Source organism: Enterococcus sp. AZ163 (assembly GCF_050498925.1).
Taxonomy (GTDB): Bacteria; Bacillota; Bacilli; order Lactobacillales; family Enterococcaceae; genus Enterococcus_A; species Enterococcus_A ferrettii.
Genome location: NZ_JBIPAO010000001.1, coordinates 3,247,692 through 3,266,937 on the forward strand (window position 1 = coordinate 3,247,692; position 19,246 = coordinate 3,266,937).

Consider the following 19,246-nt stretch of genomic DNA (forward strand, 5'->3'; position numbering starts at 1 on the left):
TCTACTCCTCCAATCAGATTGTTGTTACTTCACGCGAAATCTTTTGAAATTTTTCTTTAGTTGATGGTTTGTATAAGACTAATACACGACCAATAATCTGAACAATCTCACAGTGCACTTCTTGTTCAAGTGTATGTGCTACTTCTTCGGCTACTTCGTCCGTATTTTGCAGTAAGTTTACTTTTATTAATTCACGCTTTTCCAACGCTTCATTGATTTGAGTCAACATAGCTGGGTTAACACCATTTTTTCCAATTTGAAATATCGGTTGAAGATGATGTGCTTCACTACGTAAATAGCGTTTTTGTTTTCCTCGTAATGTCATATTTTTCTCCTTTAAATTAGCGCTTTTCGTGTTAATACATCCACGCCTTTTGGTGCCCAACCGGCAATTACAGCTGGTTTAGAAATCGTTACCCAGCCTAATCCAGCAAAGACAATATCAGTTTTTTCTTTGATTGAAAATTCAAAGCGAACCAGCTCCGGGAATTCTTCAACTTCACCAGGACGCGGCGGCTGCAATAGGCCGCCCACATGTTTTTGATAAAATTCGTCAGCTGTCTCAAGCTTGGTGCGGTGGATCGTCAAATCATTGGCTACATAAGTAATAAAAGAACCTCGGTCCCCCTGAATAAAATCAAAACGAGCTAAACCACCCAGGAACAAAGTCTGTCCTGCATTTAATTGATAGACTTTCGGCTTAATTTCTTTATGAGGTGCAATAATTTTCAAATCTTTTGTTCCAAGATAATGAGCCATTTGGTGACGATGGATAATCCCAGGCGTGTCAATCAAATACTGACCATCATCTAAAGGAATCTCAATTTTATCTAAAGTTGTTCCTGGAAACTGTGAAGTCGTGATTAAGTCTTGCACACCAGCAGTTTGCTTAATAATTTGATTGATTAAAGTTGATTTTCCAACATTTGTTACACCCACGACGTATACATCGCGGCCTTCACGATATTCTTCAATTTTCGCTAATAGTTCTTGCATCTGATTTGATTTGCGGGCACTGGTTAGCAGCACATCAATCGGCCGTAATCCTTCTTCATAGGCGCGTTCTCTCATCCATTGAGTTAAGCGCCCCTTTTTCAAGGACTTTGGTAAAAGGTCAACTTTGTTTCCCACCATCAATACCGGATTGTTCCCAATGAATCGATGCAATCCAGGAATAATTGACCCATTAAAATCAAAAATATCTACTACGTTAACAATCAAGGCATCTGTTTTACCTAGTTCATTTAGCAATCTTAAAAAGTCATCATCAGTTAAGGCAACATCTTGAATTTCGTTGTAGTGGCGCAAACGGAAACAACGTTGACAATAGACTTCTCCATTTTTCAGACCTTTTTCTAAAGCTGATTGAGGTTTATACCCTAATTCTTTGGGATTATCCGTTTGGATTTTGGTACCACAACCGATACAATATATTTCTTCTTCCATTATAATCCACTCTTCCATTTCATTTCAGGGTACTTGTTCAACAAATAGCGCATAATTTTCCGTTCAAAAAAACGATTGATTTGAGTATTCCAATTATCAGTATCAACAATTGGGCGTACTAAAACACTTCTTATTCCAGCAGCATTTGCACCTCGCACATCCGTCATAATCTGATCACCGATCATAATAATCTCATTACTGGACAAACCTAATTTACTCTGTGCACTCTTAATTCCAGCAGAAAAGGGCTTCATTGCTCGCGAAACAAAATCCAAACGAAATTGCTGCACTGCTCGAGCTACTCTGCTCGCCTTATTATTTGAAACCACAACGACCGGAATTCCAGCTTCATCCATAACTTTTAGCCAATCTAACAATTCTTTGGTACCGTCTGGATTATCCCAAGCTATCAAAGTATTATCCAAATCGGTTAGCACCGCTTTGATTCCTTGTTTCTTCAACTGTTCAGGGGTAATTTGATAGATGGCATCCACCATCCAGGTCGGTTTGTATTTATCTAACATGGCCACTCCTATGTTTTCTTAAAATATACTTCTACAAAACTACATTATAACGCAAAACCCTTGAAAACTCCACTTTTGTCACCAAAAGAAAACGACTGGGTGAAATCACCCAATCGTTTATAATACTTTTGATAAAAAATCGATGGTTCGTGTATTTTTTGTTTCCTCAAAAACCTCAATTGGGGTTCCTTCTTCAACAATTACGCCGCCATCCATAAATAGAATCCGATCACCAACTTCTTTGGCGAAGCCCATTTCATGGGTAACGATGACCATTGTCATACCTTCTTTAGCCAACTGCTGCATGACTGCCAGTACGTCTCCGACCATTTCTGGATCAAGAGCTGAAGTCGGCTCATCAAACAACATTACATCTGGTTGCATTGCTAAAGCTCGAGCAATGGCAATCCGCTGCTGTTGTCCGCCGGATAATGATTGTGGATAAGCATCTGCTTTATCAGAAAGTCCAACCTTTATTAACAATTCATGAGCAACGGCTTCTGCTGCTTCCTTGGTCATCTTTTTTACTTTGATTGGCGAAAGGGTAATATTTTCAACAACAGTCATATTAGGAAACAAATTAAATTGTTGAAACACCATTCCCATTTTTTCTCTTGTTTTAAAGATATCTGTTTTCTTGTCTGTAATATCTGTACCTTCAAACTTAATCATACCTGAAGTAGGCACTTCCAGTAAATTAATACAACGTAAAAGAGTACTTTTACCTGAACCTGATGGGCCAATGATAACCACAACTTCTCCCGGTTGAATCTTAGCAGAAATATCTCTCAATACCTCATTCTCACCAAATTTTTTACTTAAATGTTCGATTTGAATTAAAGCTTCCGTCATTGCCATCTCCTCCTATCGTTGATAACCTTTACCAAGTTTTTTCTCCCACAAGTTTAACAAACGGGAAGTGGCAAACGTCATCACAAAGTAAAGAGCTGCGGCAATAAAGTACGGTTCCAATGGAATATACGAGCTTGAAATAACAATTTGCGCCGAGCCCATTAATTCATTGATTCCAATTGCTGTTAGTAAAGACGAATCCTTAATCAAAGTGATAAATTCGTTACCTAAAGGAGGCAATATATTTCGCAATGCTTGTGGCAAAACAACATAACGCATCGTTTGAGACGGACGAAGCCCCAAAGAAAATGCTGCTTCACTTTGACCATAGTTGATTGCGGTAATTCCTCCACGAATAATCTCGGCGACATAGGCTCCTGAATTTAGCGACAAAACTACCATCCCAGGAAAAAGACGACCCAGATCAACAGTGAGAACGCCTACTTCCAGATCTCTTGAAGGAAACAAACCTTGTAACACGAGAAAACCAATCATAATTTGAAGCAGCATAGGAGTTCCACGCAAAACTTCAATATAAATATTAGCTAACCAATTCAATGGTTTGTTCTTAGATAATTTCATTAAAGCCATTACTAGTCCGATTAAGGTACCTAATAAGACGGTGACTAATGAAATGATTATTGTTACACCAGTTCCCGAAATAAAATAAGGAAAATACTTATCTAAAAACGAAAAATCCACGTCAATGCCCTCTATTCTTCAGTTGCTGATGAATTAGCAAGGTCATTGTTTTTCTTAACAAATTCTTCGATCTTGCCTTCATCATTCAATTTTTTAATTACTTTATTGATTTCATCCTTCAACTCGTTACTGCCTTCTTTTTTCAAAGCAATAGCATATGCTTCGTCGTCATTTGTTTTTAGTTCAACATTAGCAATCATTAGATCTGGGTTTTGCTGAACATAAGACTCTGCTGTTGTTTCCTCTAAAACGACACCATCTAGTGAACCTCCGTTCACTTCAACAATCATGTTTGGTACTTTATCAATTGAAACTAAACGAGCAGACGGTAGTTGTTCTTTGATTACATCTTCTTGGATTGAGCCCTTTTGTCCGCCAACTTGTTTGCCGTCAAAAGCTTTAATACTATTCAATGTACTTTCATTTGATTTATTGATAACCATCACTTGTGGTGGATTATAGTAATCATCAGAAAAGTCAAATTGTTCTCTACGCTCTTCAGTTGCAGAAAGACCCGCTACTGCAATATCCGATTTTCCTTCTTTCAAAGAAGCCAAAACCGTATTATAATTCATATCTGAAACTTCTAACTTAACACCAAGCTCCTTAGCTATTTCATTTACCAAATCGATATCTGCTCCTACAACTTGGTCCTTGCCGTCAACCATTGTATGAAATTCAAATGGTGCAAAATCCGCCGAAGTTGCCACCTTTAAAACTCCTGATTCCTTAATAGCTGCCAATTGATTCTCTTTTGCTCCATTAGAATCGCTAGAGCTGCTAGTATTACCTCCACCACCACAAGCTGCTAACGCTACTAAGGCTAAAAGTGTTACTGCTAAGCCGGTCATTTTTTTCATCCTAATTCCCCCTAAATTTTCTATTTGACGAATGAACTCATTATAGCATGAAATTTCAAAAAAAACAGAAAAACGATGCATATATATAGATAAAACGGTCATTTTTATTCATTAAGTGGCTTTTTTTCTTTGTATTGTATAAAGATTTATTTGCTGACTGTATTCATTAGCTCGCTATTTTTATTAACCATTTCTTCAATCTCACCATTTTCCTTCATTTCATTAATTAATTTATCTAGCTCCCCCATTAATTTGGGGTTTCCTTTCGGGACAGCAATTGAAAATGAATCCTCCTTCATACTTTTTAAAGGAATTTTGGCAATCATTAACTCAGGATTTTGTTCTACATAAGAATTGGCAACCATTTTTTCAACTACTAAGGCATCTAATGAACCATTATTCACTTCAATAAAAATATTTGGCAGCCTTTCAATTGAAACAAGCTGAGTTCCTTCCAATTGGTTCTTGACAATATTTTCCTGGATCGTTCCTTTTTGAGCTCCTACTTTTTTATCAGCCAGACTTTCAATCGAATTTAACGAATCTTGATTTTTCTTGTTGATGACAATTACTTGAGGAGATGTATAATAATCCGTCGTAAAATCAAAACTATCTTCGCGTTCATCGGTAACTGAAATTGCTGACACAGCCATATCTGCCTTTCCCTCTTTAGTAGCTGCCAGAACATTATTAAAACTCATATCTAACCATTCAATCTCTACACCCATCTTTTCACCTATGGACTCAACCAAATCAATATCAGCACCGACTATCTGATCTTTGCCATCAATGGTGGTATGAAAACCAAACGGCGCATAATCAGGTGATGTTGCTACTTTAAGAACACCACTTTTTTTGATGGTATCATATTTATCTTCAGCCTCATTTGAGCTTCCGCAACCAGATAGAGTTAACATACTTAAACAAATTATCCCCCATAACAGACCCTTTTTCATTTTGTTTCCTCCTAATTTCCAATTCTTGATTGAAATTAGTATAGCATATTATTACAAAATGTCGAGTATTTATTGCATAATTATTTAAAAAAAGACCGAATTTAAGCATAAAAAAACAGCAGAGTCTCTGCTGTTAAAATTTCCGGAAGCGTTGATAGCGTTGTTCAATCAATTCTTCTGTGGAGTATTTACTTAGTTTTTCTAAAGTTTCAATCAATGATTTTTTTAGCATACGCAACATTTTGTCTTGCGATAAATTTTCACCTCTGAAGGTTTCAGGAATAATCTTATCAATGACTGCTAATTCCAACAGCTCTGAAGCCGTAATTTTCATTAATTCAGCTGCTTCTTCTGAACGTTTGCCGTCTTTCCACAAAATGGAAGCAAAACCCTCTGGAGATAATATTGCATAAATACTGTGCTCCATCATCCAAACTTTATCTGCTACAGCTAGAGCAAGTGCTCCACCGCTACCGCCTTCTCCCGTAATAATGGAAATAATCGGTACCTTCAAATCAGACATCTCTAATAGATTTCTGGCAATGGCTTCTCCTTCACCCCGCTCTTCTGCTTCAACTCCGCAAAAAGCACCTGGTGTATTGACGAAACAAATAACTGGACGTCCAAATTTCTCAGCTTGCTTCATTAAACGCATTGCTTTACGATAGCCTTCTGGATTCGGTTGTCCAAAATTTCGTTCCATGTTTTCTTTTAGATTGGCACCCTTTTGGACACCGATAACTGTAACAGGTTTATTATCTAGATAAGCCACACCGCCAACGATAGCGGGATCATCACCATAAAATCGATCACCATGAAATTCCTGAAATCCTTCAAATACCCCTTCAAAAAAGTCTAAACTAGTTAATCGCTCTGTAGAACGCGCCAGTTTTACAACTTCTCCTGCCGACAGACTCATTCATGACACCATCCTTTAACTTGATGAAAATCCAGCAATTCTGCCAGCCTGGACCGTAGTGTTGTGCGAGGAACAATTTGATCAATAAATCCGTGGCTTAACAAAAATTCGGCCTTTTGAAAATCATCCGGCAGCTTTTGACGAATGGTTTGTTCGATCACTCGACGCCCTGCAAAGCCAACTAAGGTTTGCGGCTCAGACAAAATGATATCTCCCTCCATTGCAAAGCTGGCAGTCACACCGCCAGTCGTAGGATCAGTCAATACAGTAATGTACACAAGTCCTGCATTGCTATGACGTTTGACAGCAGCAGAAATTTTGGCCATCTGCATAAGAGAAAATATTCCTTCTTGCATCCGAGCACCACCTGAAGCTGTGAACAGGATGACTGGTAGTCTTTCTTTGGTTGCCCGTTCAAATAGGCGAGTGATTTTCTCACCCACAATTGTCCCCATACTGCCCATAATAAAATTCGTGTCCATCACACCTATGGCAAGTGGGCGACCTTTAATTAGGGCCCTGCCCGTGAGGACTGCTTCATCCAAGCCAGTTTTTTCTTTTGTTTTCACTAATTTATCTTCGTAATCAGGAAAGTTGATGGGATTCTTTGCTGGAAGTTGATTGTCCCATTCTTCCAAGCTCTTTTCATCAATGGTAATCGCTAATCTTTCCCAAGCACTGATACGGAAACTATATCCGCAGTGAGGACAAACTTTTTCGTCCCCCATTTCCTTCTTATATAATGTTCGCTTACAACTAGGACACTTGGCCCACATGTTATCCGGAACAGAAGGTTTGCTCGTGGGAGTCTGATTACGATTGGGATTAATACGAATATAGTTCTTTTTTTTATTGAAAAGTCCCATCTATCTTCCTCCTACTCACTTTCTTGCCACTCAGGTAAGAAAGTAGTCTGTAAAAAGCTTGTATCATAATCACCAAAAAGTACATTAGGATGGCTGATTAAATCCATTTGAAATTCTACGTTAGTAATAACACCTTCAGAAACGAATTCTCCTAAAGCACGCTGCATTTTCATTAGCGCATCTAAGCGATCTTCACCATGAACAATAATTTTAGCAATCATTGAATCGTAATAAGGTGGAATCGTCACACCACTGTACATAGCACTATCCACACGCAATCCCAAACCTCCGCTTGGCAAAAGCAGTGTATGAATCTTACCAGGTGATGGAGCAAAATTGAATGCAGGATTTTCAGCATTGATTCGACATTCAATTGAATGTCCCTTAAAGGTGACTTCTTCTTGTTTTAAACCAAGTGGTTCCCCTGATGCAATTTTAATCTGTTTTTTGACAATGTCAATCCCCGTGACCATTTCAGTAATTGGATGCTCAACTTGAATACGGGTATTCATTTCCATGAAATAGAAATTACCTGCTTCATCTCTTAAAAATTCAATGGTTCCAGCACTTTCATAATTGACCGCTTTCCCCGCTCTGACAGCAATTGATCCTAACATATCTCGTTGTTTTTGATCAATTACAATCGATGGAGCTTCTTCCAGCACCTTCTGATTGTTTCTTTGCAAAGAACAATCACGTTCGCCTAAATGAATAACATTTCCGGCTTGGTCTCCTAAGATTTGAACTTCAATATGACGTGCGGGATAAATGATTTTCTCCAAATACATTGAATCATCGCCAAAGGCTGCTTTAGCCTCAGCCTTGGCAGAATTAAAGTTCTTTTCCAGCTCAGCTTTTTTCAAAACTTTGCGGATTCCTTTACCCCCACCTCCGGCTGCAGCTTTTAACATTACTGGATACCCTACAGTGTCCGCAATTTTTTCAGCTTCTTTCAGAGTATGAATAGCGCCATCACTTCCAGGAATAACTGGAACGCCCGCAGCTTTCATTAATTGACGCGCATGGATTTTGTTTCCCATTTCATCAATTGTTGTTTCACTAGGTCCAATAAACTTAATGCTGCATTCCCGACACATCGTCGAAAACAAACTATTCTCAGATAAAAAGCCAAAACCTGGATGAATCGCTTCAGCATTAGTAACAAGTGCTGCACTCAAAATTGCCTGCATATTTAAATAAGAATCCTTTGACCGAGCCGGTCCAATACAAATCGCTTCATCAGCCATCTCAGTATGCAAGGCTTCCTTATCAGCTTCAGAGTAAACGGCAACCGTTTGGATTCCCAACTCTCGACAAGCGCGAATAATTCGAACTGCTATCTCACCACGGTTAGCAATTAATATTTTTGAAAACATAGACATCTATCCAATCATAAAGGTCAATTCTGCTTCGGCTACCTTTTTGCCATCAACTCGTGCAATTCCTTTGCCACAGCCTGCAGAAGAACGAACTTTTGTTAATTCTATTTCTATTTCTAACGTGTCACCGGGAACTACCTTTTTACGGAATTTCGCCTTGTCAATTCCGCCAAAATAAGCGGTTTTGCCTTTAAACTCGTCCATTGACAGCAAAGCTACCGCTCCAGCTTGAGCCATTGCTTCAACGATTAGTACACCCGGCATAACAGGCTCATGGGGGAAATGTCCTTGGAAGAACGGTTCGTTGATTGAAACATTCTTCTTAGCTACAATTGATTTCCCTGGTTCCACACTCTCTACACGGTCAATCAACAGCATAGGATAACGGTGAGGAATGATTTCTTTGATTTCTTCAATGGTCATCATATATTTTCACTCCTAATCATATTATGAATTCTCTAGTTTTTTAGAAATTTAATTGATACGGAACAAAGGTTGCCCATACTCCACAACATCTTCATTCTCTACTAAAACATCAACAATTGTTCCGTCAAAATCACTAACAACTTCATTCAACAGCTTCATTGCTTCAATGATACATACTGTTTCACCTTTTCCCACTGAATCCCCCACTTCTTTAAAAGCTGGTTGATCTGGCGAGGGCTGCAGGTAAACGACACCAACAATTGGTGAAGAGACAATGTTTCCAACTTCTGGTTGAGCTGAAGTTGACGTCGCGTTGACTTCAACTTCAGCTGTTACTACTTCTTTAGGCTGATCTACAGCAACTCTCTCAATTTCAACAGTCGGAGCTGCTTGCCGACTACCTTTATTTTTGTTCATGTATAACTCAAAACTGCCTTCATGAAGGTCAAATTCAGTTAAAGAGGAGCGGTCAAACTGCTCCATCAATTCTTTGACTTCTTTGATGTCCATTTTTACTAGGCCTCCCAGCGCTTCAAGCAAATCACTGCATTGTGTCCGCCAAAACCTAGTGAATTACTTACTGCATAATTCACTACAGTTTCTTTGGCTTCATTTACCACAATATTTGCTTCAATTTCAGGATCAACCTCATTAATGTTAGCTGTTGGTGGAATAAATTGTTCTTGAATCGCTAACAAAGTAGCTACAGCTTCCACACCGCCAGCTCCACCTAGCAAATGTCCAGTTAAGGATTTAGTACTGCTGACATACACCTTATCAGTTAAAGCATGAGCAATTGCTTTACTTTCTGCTTTGTCATTTGCTTGAGTACTTGTCCCGTGAGCATTCACATAATTCACATCTGCAGGATCAATTTGAGCTTCTTGAACTGCTTGAGTAATCGCACGCGCGGCACCAGCACCCACTGGATCTGGAGCAGTCATATGGTAAGCATCACAAGTCGCGCCATATCCAACAACCTCACCTAAAATAGTTGCTCCGCGTTTTTGTGCATGTTCCAATGATTCCAATACTAAAACACCAGCACCTTCACCCATTACAAAACCGTTACGATCTTTGTCAAAAGGAATTGACGCATGAGCGGCATCTGTAGAATCACTTAACGCCGTAAGAGCTGCAAAACCAGAAATACCAATCTTGTTAATGCAAGACTCGGCTCCTCCTGCGATCATAACATCAGAGTAACCATGCTTGATATTTCGGAAAGCTTCGCCGATCGAGTGAGTGCCGCTTGCACATGCTGTAACCGTACTCGTGCAAATACCTTTCGCTCCAATACGTAAAGCAACATTGCCAGCCGCCATATTTACAATAGCCAGAGGAACAAACATTGGAGAAACTCGGCCAGGACCTTTGGCATCCATACGTAAAACTTGGTCTTGAATCGTTCCAAGTCCGCCAATACCAGAACCGATCATGACACCTACTCGTTCCATATCCTCGTCTTCAGTATTAATACCGCTCATTTCCATCGCTTCTAAAGCTGCATAAATAGCATATAAAGAATAACGTTCCATACGTTTTGTATCTTTTTTGACGAAATATTTTTCTAAAGGAAAGTCCTTAACTTCTGCAGCCATAGTAATGCCGGTCTCAGAAGCATCAAATTGCTGAATAGGACCAATACCGTGTTTTCCTTGTTTTAAGTTAGTTAAAAATGTTTCTCTGTCATTGCCAATAGGTGATACAACACCGTATCCGGTAATTACAACACGATTCATTTTATACATCCTTTCTTTACATGACCATGCCACCATCGACATTAATCACTTGACCTGTTAAATATTTATTTTCTGCTAAAAATACAGCTGCTTTAGCCACATCCTCGACACTGCCATAGCGTTTCAATGGAATTTGGTCTTCAATTTGCAGTTTTATTTTGTCACTTAATTGATCCGTCATTTCTGTGGCGATAAAACCTGGGGCTAATGCGTTACAAGTAATACCTCTTGGGGCAACTTCTCTAGCAACTGATTTAGTAAAGCCTATCACGCCAGCTTTACTAGCAGCATAATTACTTTGACCGACATTACCAATTTGTCCAATGACGCTTGCCATGTTAATGATAGTTCCACTACGTTGCTTCATCATCTGTTTCAAGACTTGCTGAGTCATATTAAACGTACCCTTAAGGTTGATATTTAAGCAGGCATCAAATTCTTCTGGCTTCATCCGGAGCAACAATTTGTCTTGGGTAATTCCAGCATTATTTATTAAGATGTCAATCGAACCAAAAACTTCATTCGTTTCAGCAATCATTCGTCCCGCATCTTCAAATGAGCTAATATCACCACAAATAAAAGTACAGTTGACACCAAGCGCTTCAATCTCGCTTACCTTATCGGGTGAAATTTCTTTACGACCATTTAGTACAATGTTGGCACCTTGTTTAGCAAAGGCTTGAGCAATTCCCCAGCCGATTCCACGGCTGCTACCAGTAATAAAGACAGTTTTATTCGCTAATTCCATCGGTTCCTCCCAATAATTGAATTGTATCCAGCAATGTTTCAGCATCTTCCACTCGACTCGTTTGAATCGAGCGATCAATTTTTTTAATAAAACCAGTTAATGTTTTACCAGGACCAATCTCGATCATCCGTTCAATGCCCATTTCTCTCAATTTAAGAATACTGTCGCTAAATCGTACTGGAGACATCACTTGAGCCGTTAATAAGGACACGATTTCTGAAACTGGCATTTCTTTTGCTGTTGTATTTGAAATAACTGGACAGTTGAAGTCATGAAATATGATCTTTTGCAGTGCTTTATTTAACTGACGACTGGCTGGCTCTAATAAAGCTGTATGAAAAGGTCCACTCACATTTAATGGAATCATTCGCTTAACCCCTGCCGCAGAAAGTAATTCTTCTGCCCTCTCAACCGCTGTAGTTTCTCCACCTATAACAATTTGCTGCGGAGTATTGTAATTGGCTGGAGAAACAACACCTATTGAAGAAGCTTGCTGACAACAATCTTCAATTACTTCTGCCGGAGTATTCAATACGGCAACCATTTTCCCGTTACCGCTAGGAACTGCCTCGCTCATGTATTGACCTCGTTTTTGAACTAATTGAACAGCATCTCCAAAATCTAGAGCCCCTGCTGCAACCAGCGCTGTATACTCACCTAGACTCAAACCAGCAACCGCCTTCTTAGTAATACCCATTTTTTCTACTACACGTAAAAATGCCGTACTGACAGTTAAAATAGCAGGTTGGGTATACTCCGTTTCGTGAATATTCTGATTTTTTTCAAAACAAAGCTGGCTCATTGAGTATCCTAATAAGTCACTAGCTTCTTCAAAAGTTTGACGAACAATTGGTTCCTGTTGATAAAGTTCTTTCCCCATACCAACATATTGAGCTCCTTGGCCGCTAAATAAAAATGCTGTTTTCATAAATTTTCTCCTAATATAAGGAAAGGCCAGGCTCTCGCCTCGCCATTAGTCCTTTATGCGTTTTGTTGTTTTTCCACGTATTCAACTAAATCTTTTACAGTAGCAATACCATCTTCTGTCTCGATTTTTACGTCAAATTCATCTTCAATTTCATTGATGATTTGGAATAGATCTAAACTATCCGCTTCTAAATCTTCTTGAATATTTGTTGTTAATTCAACTTTCTCTTTCTCTACACCTAGTTCTTCTACGATAATTCCTTGGATTTTTTCAAAAGTCATGAGTTGTTTCCTCCATTTAATATTCTTAAATTATTTGTAAACAGTTATAGTTCCAGTAATAGATTGCCCCAGGCAAGACCACCACCATAACCTGTTAATACCACTTTTTGTGAACCATTCAAATGAATAATGTCTGCTTCTACCAGCTCGTCTAATAAAATTGGAATACTCGCTGCGGAAGTGTTGCCATAGTTAGTCAAATTCATTGGGAATTTTTCAATCGGCTCTTTTAATTTCTTAGCCATTTTTTCAATGATCCGGCGATTCGCCTGATGAAAAAGATAAAGGTCAATGGGATCTTCCTCAACAAAAGCTTGAAGATCTTCGACAACATCGTTTAATGCAAAGTTCCAAATACCGCGACCATCCATGGTTAGACCTGACTGATCGTCGTCTTGATAAAACTTGGTTTTTGTTGGTCTAAAACCAGCAACCAATGAATTAGCACGTTCTCCATCTGCTCGCAGCATCTGACGAATGATCGAGGGTTTATTCTCAGCCTCCAGCAATACGCCGGCTGCACCATCTCCAAAAAGAACAGCTGTTGAACGATCTTCCCAGTTAATTAGCTTAGAAGTCTTTTCACCACCAATTACTATTCCCTTTTTCAGCCCGGTACGAATAAAATTTTCCCCCGTTGCTAAAGCATAGACAAAACCAGCACAAGCAGCTGTTAGGTCAAAAGCCATCGCTTGACGAGCACCAATTCTCCCTTGCACCTGACATGCAACAGAAGGTGACGAATAATCAGGAGACATTGTCGCAACGATTATAAAGTCTAATGAAGACGCATCTAATTGTGCTTTAGCCAACAATTTCTGAGCCACTTCGGTACAAAGATCAGATGTATTCTCCTTTTCAGCAATATGGCGCTGTTTGATTCCCGTTCTTGATTGAATCCACTCATCTGATGTATCCATACATTGAGCCAATTCATCGTTTGTAACAATATTGTTTGGAAGATAACGGGCAGTTGCCGTAATCTTTCCATATTGATCGATGCTCATTTGATTTCCTCTAAGTATTCATATAGATTTTTCAGTGCTCGTAAGAAAACTTCCTGCTCTTCAGTGTTTAAACCTTCTGTCGCATGACGTACCATTTCGCGATGGAAGTGCTGATGAACACGAAAAACCAACTTTCCTTTTTTTGTTAAAGATAGTTTGACTACTCTTCGGTCATCTTCACTACGGATACGTTCAACATATTCCTTTTTCACTAAACGATTTATCGATGTTGTTAAGGTTCCTACAGTGACCAAAAGCTCCCGTGCTACTTCCGTCGTGGTTTTCTTCTTATACATACCTATTGCATCTATCGTATGCATTTCAGTGATTGTTAGATCTCTAAACCTCGATTTTTTCAGCTCATTTTCTTCAATTGACAGAACGTCATTAAAGATAGTCACTAAATAGTTGTTCATTTCTTCCCAATTGTGTTCCATTTTCCCTCACCCAATTAGTTTGACATTCAAATCATTTGATGATCAAACTATATCCTATTTTTATTTTCAATGCAAGCCGCTTTTGTCATTTTACAGAAAATTGGTGTAGTCAAAAAGCAAAAATTTCGATAATCCAAACGTTAAGAAACTTTGAACATCAAAGCTTTTCTTGAAATATTTACTACTTTTCAGCTTGCAATGTACTCAATATTCATTTTATAAAATTTTCTTAACAAGAACAACAAAAAGAGTGATCAAAAAAGATCACTCCTGCTTTTATCCTCTGCGGTGCATAGGGATATCATTATTATTTGGATGTGTCAGCAAATACTGAATGACATCAATGTTGCTGGCCTGGAAAGAAGCAGCACATGCTTGCAAATACAAGTCCCACATTCGGTAGAATGCTTCATCTTTTTGTTCCACCACTTGATCCTTAACCTCATGAAAATTTTTAGTCCACTGCTCTAACGTAAGTTGATAATCTCTGCGCAAGCTTTCTAAGTCGATCAGCTGTAAATCATTTTCCGTCATGTGACCCACAAGCTCTGTAACACCTGGAATATACCCCCCTGGGAAAATATATTTATTTATCCAAGCATTCTTTGCTCCGCCTTGTTGTCGACTAATTCCATGAATGAGTGCTGTTCCCTTAGCTGACAAATTTTTCTTCACTACATTAAAATATTCGGACAAATTTTCTGCACCAACATGTTCAAACATCCCGACACTTGTAATATGATCGTAGGTTTCGTCTTTCAAATCTCGATAATCCATTAGACGAACTGACACCTTATCTTCAAGATGTTCCTTTTGAATTATTCCTTGAATATGATGATATTGCTCCTCACTCAAAGTGATACCTGTTGATTTAACTCCATATTCTTTGGCTGCGATCAAAATTAACGTTCCCCAGCCACAACCAATATCTAGCAAGGTTTCTCCTGGCTTAATAAACAATTTATCTAATATATGATGGACTTTATTAATTTGCGCTTGCTTCAATGTATCTTCTGGTGTAACAAAGTAAGCACAAGAATAGGTTAGAGTTGGGTCTAGCCAAAGCTCATAGAATTCATTTCCTAAGTCATAATGACTGTGAATGTCCGTTTGCGATTGTTTCTTAGTATGCTTTTCTTTCGGCAGCCATTTTTTAAAATTCTTATTATGAAAGAAACCTTCTGCCTGATTATAGACATCATAAATCAGCTCCTGTAGATTCCCTTCCACTTCTATTCGTTTTTCCATGTAGGCTTCACCTAAAGCTAACGAGGCATTGTTCATCAAGTCCTTTACTGGAATTTTTTCATGAAAAGTAATTTTAAAGGCTGTCTCACCCGAAGTTTCACCATATTCCTTTACACTTCCATCCCAATAAACTACCTCTGTCTTTTTGGAAAAAGATGGCTTAAATAATTGATTGTAAACTTCTTTGTCTAACATTTTATTTCCTCCACTTCTACTTACATATTCTATAATCTTCCAAAAGAAAGATAAGTTCAAATAATATGCAACATAAAGGAAACAAAAAAACGGGTTCCCCCGCTTTATTGAATCAAGTCGTAAATTTCCATTGCGACAATATCAATATTATCGAATTGGTATGTTTGTTTACTATCACTTTCAGTCAATTCAAATGTTTCAGTTGTACTATCGTAAGTTACCGTACATTTTTCGACTCCATCTTTTTCAAAACGGCGAACTTGAACTTCATTATCTGTGGATTCTGTCATAGCTTCCAAGCGCTTAATAATGGCAACTAATTGCGAGTGTTTCATCTAGGTGCCTCCCTTCCAATCATTCTGTATTATTGTATCAAATCAGACCTTATCTTGCATTGATTTTGCCAAAATAATTCTTAATTTTTGTAAAAGCCAACTTTCCCTTCAGACCACCATAATTTAATTAAAGCTTGGGTCCCATCATTCTCATATCCATCGTTAGCTAATTGTTCATACAATTCGACAGCTAGCTTGGTTCCTGGAAGTTCCAAAGATAATTCTGCCGCTTCATCAAGAGCAATTTTTAAATCCTTGATAAAATGCTTTACGAAGAAACCGGGAGAATAGTCTTCTTTCAAGATTCTCGGACCATAATTCATCATGGACCAATTTTCAGCTGCACCGCCACCTAGTGTTTTTAAAACCTGAGGTAAATCTAAGCCAGCTTTTTGAGCATAAACCAGCATTTCAGTCATACCTGTCATGGTGCCAGCAATCATAATTTGATTGGCCATTTTAGTATGCTGACCGCTGCCGGCATCTCCATGAAGTGAAACGGCTTTTCCCATAATTTTAAATAAAGGAACAACTTTCTCATAAGTAGATGAATGGCCACCAACCATGATCGTTAATGTAGCATTTTTTGCACCAAGATCTCCACCAGAAACAGGTGCATCCAATGCATCTGCTCCTTTTTCAATAGCTGTTTGTTGAATCTTTTTAGCTAGAGTAGGAGTAGAAGTTGTCAAATCCACTAAAATTTTATTTTCAATTGAAACGGTAAATATGCCATTTTTCTTAAAATAGATTTCTTCTACATCACTAGGGTAACCAACCATCGTAAAAACTATTTCTGAATTTTCGGTTACCATTGCCGGTGTATCTTGCCAAACAGCACCACCTTCAACTAATTCGTCAGCTTTACTTTTAGTCCGGTTATATACATTAACTTTGTGCCCTGCGCTCATTAAATGTGCAACAATTGCCTTCCCCATAACGCCTGTGCCTATAAAACCTAATTCCATAAATTTAATCCCTCCTAAAAAAACTAAATCCATCTCTAGTATACCTGAAGAGATGGATTTAGACCTTATTTATCTACTGAATTTTTCAGTGAAGCAATTTTTACTCGAACCTTTTCTACAGGACGTCTTTGACTAAGAGACGACTTTTGGTGATTATTCTGATAATACTCCAACATTTGCTGATAAAAATCAATTATTTCATCACCAAACTTCTGGGCGGATATTTCGGTTAATTTTCTCTCTTTCAATGTATCATCCAAGATGAACCCTTTACTAACATAATTGATTAAAGACTCAGAAAAATCCTCATCCTTCTCAAAAGTTACTCCTAAACGTTCATCATCCAAGAGCGCTTCTAAATAATCATTTCCTTCGACCACACATTGCGTGCCTGAGGCGATTGCTTCCGCATAGGTTAATCCTTGCGTTTCTGAAGTTGATGCACTCACAAAATAGTCAGCAGAACGATAATAGACTGCAACTTGATCGTGAGGGATTTCTCCAGTAAATTGTATAAACTCTTGAAGCCCCAATTCTTCCACAAGCTCCTCTAGAGCTTCTCTATGGGGACCTTTACCGACAATTACTAATCGTACATTAGGTAACCTTTCTAGCACCTTGGGAAACTGTTGAACGATGACCTGTATATTCTTCTCATAAGAAATTCGACTTAAGGACAGTATCATCAACTGATCATCAGTAATTCCTAACTTACTTCGTAAATCTTTTAGCATCTGATCCGTAATATCCGGACGAATAAATTCTCCAATTTCGATCCCTGTTGGGATGATTCGCATAGGAATTTCTACTTCATATCGTCTTAATGTGTTTACTACTCGTTGGCTTGGACAGACTACACCTGTTGACCGATTGATAAACATACGAATAAAATGTTTTACATGCGTTGGACGCACAACTTTTCCGTTAGCGATATAATGAAGGTAATCTTCATACATTGTATGATAGGTATGGACTACTGGAATTTTTAAACGGCTGCCAACCATCTTACCCAACAATCCTGCCCCAAATTCAGTATGGGTATGAATTAATTCCAGCTCTAGTTCTTTGGCAATTTGATAGGCAAACCACATACCTCGAACTACAATTCGCCGATCTTTAAATGAGACGAATGGAACACTTGGCATTCGCACAATATCTTTCTCGAAATCTTCAGCATCCGGGTCGGTCGTGGTAAATATGTAGACTTCATGTCCTTTTTTCTCCAACTCTTCCTTTAGGGTTTTGATTGATGTTGCCACTCCACTAACTTGCGGAAAGTAGGTATCTGTAAAGAAACCAATACGCACGTTTTCTCCTCCAAACTATTCAACGATTTGTTGATACATCGATTGATTGTATGATTCATCAAGTACCGCCTGATAAACAATCTGCAGCTCCCGACCAATTTCTGTAATACTCTTACTCTGGGCTGTCTTAAAGCCTGCCTCAGTTATATTCGATAGTTGCTGACTGGTAATTTGTTCAATTAAAGTAATAAATTCTTGTCTGGAGGTTCCCATGTAACAATTGACACCATTTTCCATCCAACCATGATAAACTGGAATATTACGAAGCAAGACTTTCTGCCGACTGGCTAAGGCCTCGAGTACGACAATTCCTTCCGTCTCTTCATAAGAAGGAAAAAAGAATAAATCAGCGGCCGAATAGGCACCTTCAATGACCTCTCCTTTGATGTATCCAGGAAACAGTACATTTTTTGGATGGTCTACTTTTACAATTCTACGAATATTGTGTGGAATTGAGTACATAGGAACGTCGCCAAACCAAATAAACGTATAATCTGGCATTTTTTTAGCAATCTCAACAAAATCAATCAGTCCCTTACGCTCAAAAAAGAGCCCTACACTAATGATTACTTTTTGTTCCTCGGATAACGAAAAATAACTTCGAAAAGCCTTTTCCTTTTCTTTACTTGGGTAATAACGCTGTAAATCAATTCCATTGGAAATTGCAGCAATTGGTTGCGTCAATCCGTAACTTCTTAAAAGTTCTCTTGAATAAGGAGTCGGAGTAATCAAAAAATCAGCCTGACTATATAAATGAACCAACCATTTTTTAACAAATGGTGCTAGTTTATTTGATCCAATAAAAGAATTCCGAAAATCCTCCTCAGTAGAATGAGCATGGTAAATAACTTTTTTACCTAGTCTTTTTGCTTTAGCTACTAGTTTAGCACTTTTGGGGCCATAAGTGTTCACATGCAATATATCGTAATCGGTACTTGATGGATCCAATGTGTACTGAATCCCTATAGATGATAATGCCCGTTTTTGATGGACTAGGGCTCGACCGATCCCAGATTTGCCTATAACTGATTGTCCTTCGAAATATAATAAGACTTTCAATCAATTCACTCCTCTTCAACAGCAAATCCATTATACCATAGGGCGAATCTAATTCTATCAA

At 38.4% G+C, this 19,246-nt stretch carries 23 protein-coding genes; all 23 read right to left on the reverse strand.

The window, feature by feature from the left end; all coding sequences use genetic code 11:
• Positions 1-13: 13 nt before the first annotated feature.
• Positions 14-325: a ribosome assembly RNA-binding protein YhbY gene (gene yhbY, locus IGI46_RS15615; RefSeq protein WP_207702309.1), complete on the reverse strand. Its 312-nt coding sequence runs from the start codon at positions 323-325 to the stop codon at positions 14-16.
• An 11-nt stretch (positions 326-336) separates the two neighbouring features.
• Positions 337-1,446, reverse strand: coding sequence for a ribosome biogenesis GTPase YqeH (yqeH, locus tag IGI46_RS15620; protein WP_429973795.1), 1,110 nt, complete (start codon positions 1,444-1,446; stop codon positions 337-339).
• Positions 1,446-1,970 (reverse strand): YqeG family HAD IIIA-type phosphatase, encoded by a 525-nt coding sequence (locus IGI46_RS15625; protein WP_207702307.1) that lies wholly within the window; start codon positions 1,968-1,970, stop codon positions 1,446-1,448. Before IGI46_RS15625 ends, yqeH begins: the two co-directional genes overlap by 1 nt.
• A gap of 117 nt (positions 1,971-2,087) precedes the next feature.
• Entirely contained in the window at positions 2,088-2,822 is a 735-nt protein-coding gene (locus tag IGI46_RS15630) for an amino acid ABC transporter ATP-binding protein (RefSeq protein WP_278253094.1), read from the reverse strand.
• A 12-nt stretch (positions 2,823-2,834) separates the two neighbouring features.
• On the reverse strand, positions 2,835-3,524 hold the full coding sequence (locus IGI46_RS15635; RefSeq protein ID WP_207702305.1) for an ABC transporter permease subunit: 690 nt from the start codon (positions 3,522-3,524) through the stop codon (positions 2,835-2,837).
• 11 nt (positions 3,525-3,535) lie between these two features.
• Positions 3,536-4,384: a transporter substrate-binding domain-containing protein gene (locus IGI46_RS15640; RefSeq protein ID WP_429973796.1), complete on the reverse strand. Its 849-nt coding sequence runs from the start codon at positions 4,382-4,384 to the stop codon at positions 3,536-3,538.
• A 146-nt stretch (positions 4,385-4,530) separates the two neighbouring features.
• Positions 4,531-5,340: a transporter substrate-binding domain-containing protein gene (locus tag IGI46_RS15645; RefSeq protein ID WP_429973797.1), complete on the reverse strand. Its 810-nt coding sequence runs from the start codon at positions 5,338-5,340 to the stop codon at positions 4,531-4,533.
• 133 nt (positions 5,341-5,473) lie between these two features.
• A complete protein-coding gene (locus IGI46_RS15650; protein ID WP_207702302.1) occupies positions 5,474-6,259 on the reverse strand; it encodes an acetyl-CoA carboxylase carboxyl transferase subunit alpha in 786 nt (261 codons plus the stop codon).
• The gene (gene accD / locus IGI46_RS15655) at positions 6,256-7,125 is read right to left on the reverse strand and encodes an acetyl-CoA carboxylase, carboxyltransferase subunit beta (RefSeq protein ID WP_429973798.1); all 870 of its coding nucleotides are present in this window, start codon (positions 7,123-7,125) and stop codon (positions 6,256-6,258) included. The genes IGI46_RS15650 and accD overlap by 4 nt, the downstream gene beginning before the upstream one ends.
• An 11-nt stretch (positions 7,126-7,136) precedes the next feature.
• Positions 7,137-8,501: an acetyl-CoA carboxylase biotin carboxylase subunit gene (locus IGI46_RS15660; protein WP_429963941.1), complete on the reverse strand. Its 1,365-nt coding sequence runs from the start codon at positions 8,499-8,501 to the stop codon at positions 7,137-7,139.
• A 6-nt stretch (positions 8,502-8,507) separates the two neighbouring features.
• A complete protein-coding gene (gene fabZ / locus IGI46_RS15665) occupies positions 8,508-8,927 on the reverse strand; it encodes a 3-hydroxyacyl-ACP dehydratase FabZ (RefSeq protein ID WP_034694593.1) in 420 nt (139 codons plus the stop codon).
• A 51-nt stretch (positions 8,928-8,978) separates the two neighbouring features.
• Positions 8,979-9,440, reverse strand: a complete 462-nt coding sequence (gene accB, locus IGI46_RS15670; RefSeq protein WP_429963942.1) for an acetyl-CoA carboxylase biotin carboxyl carrier protein — start codon at positions 9,438-9,440, stop codon at positions 8,979-8,981.
• Between the two features lie 5 nt (positions 9,441-9,445).
• Positions 9,446-10,672, reverse strand: coding sequence for a beta-ketoacyl-ACP synthase II (gene fabF, locus IGI46_RS15675; protein ID WP_429973799.1), 1,227 nt, complete (start codon positions 10,670-10,672; stop codon positions 9,446-9,448).
• A gap of 16 nt (positions 10,673-10,688) precedes the next feature.
• Positions 10,689-11,420, reverse strand: coding sequence for a 3-oxoacyl-[acyl-carrier-protein] reductase (gene fabG / locus IGI46_RS15680; protein ID WP_429973800.1), 732 nt, complete (start codon positions 11,418-11,420; stop codon positions 10,689-10,691).
• Positions 11,404-12,348: an ACP S-malonyltransferase gene (gene fabD, locus IGI46_RS15685; protein WP_429973801.1), complete on the reverse strand. Its 945-nt coding sequence runs from the start codon at positions 12,346-12,348 to the stop codon at positions 11,404-11,406. The genes fabG and fabD overlap by 17 nt, the downstream gene beginning before the upstream one ends.
• 53 nt (positions 12,349-12,401) lie before the next feature.
• Entirely contained in the window at positions 12,402-12,629 is a 228-nt protein-coding gene (locus IGI46_RS15690; RefSeq protein ID WP_207702295.1) for an acyl carrier protein, read from the reverse strand.
• A 44-nt stretch (positions 12,630-12,673) separates the two neighbouring features.
• On the reverse strand, positions 12,674-13,636 hold the full coding sequence (locus IGI46_RS15695; protein WP_429973802.1) for a beta-ketoacyl-ACP synthase III: 963 nt from the start codon (positions 13,634-13,636) through the stop codon (positions 12,674-12,676).
• On the reverse strand, positions 13,633-14,073 hold the full coding sequence (gene fabT / locus IGI46_RS15700; protein WP_207702293.1) for a fatty acid biosynthesis transcriptional regulator FabT: 441 nt from the start codon (positions 14,071-14,073) through the stop codon (positions 13,633-13,635). The genes IGI46_RS15695 and fabT overlap by 4 nt, the downstream gene beginning before the upstream one ends.
• 276 nt (positions 14,074-14,349) lie before the next feature.
• Positions 14,350-15,516: a class I SAM-dependent methyltransferase gene (locus tag IGI46_RS15705; RefSeq protein WP_429973803.1), complete on the reverse strand. Its 1,167-nt coding sequence runs from the start codon at positions 15,514-15,516 to the stop codon at positions 14,350-14,352.
• Between the two features lie 104 nt (positions 15,517-15,620).
• Positions 15,621-15,851: a YkuJ family protein gene (locus tag IGI46_RS15710; RefSeq protein ID WP_010759540.1), complete on the reverse strand. Its 231-nt coding sequence runs from the start codon at positions 15,849-15,851 to the stop codon at positions 15,621-15,623.
• 80 nt (positions 15,852-15,931) lie between these two features.
• Positions 15,932-16,819, reverse strand: coding sequence for an NAD(P)-dependent oxidoreductase (locus tag IGI46_RS15715; RefSeq protein ID WP_429973978.1), 888 nt, complete (start codon positions 16,817-16,819; stop codon positions 15,932-15,934).
• Positions 16,820-16,884: 65 nt separating this feature from the next.
• On the reverse strand, positions 16,885-18,126 hold the full coding sequence (locus tag IGI46_RS15720) for a glycosyltransferase family 4 protein (protein ID WP_429973804.1): 1,242 nt from the start codon (positions 18,124-18,126) through the stop codon (positions 16,885-16,887).
• 15 nt (positions 18,127-18,141) lie between these two features.
• Positions 18,142-19,185 carry a glycosyltransferase gene (locus IGI46_RS15725; protein WP_429973805.1) on the reverse strand — a complete coding sequence of 348 codons (1,044 nt, stop codon included), beginning with the start codon at positions 19,183-19,185 and terminating at the stop codon, positions 18,142-18,144.
• Between the last annotated feature and the right edge of the window lie 61 nt (positions 19,186-19,246).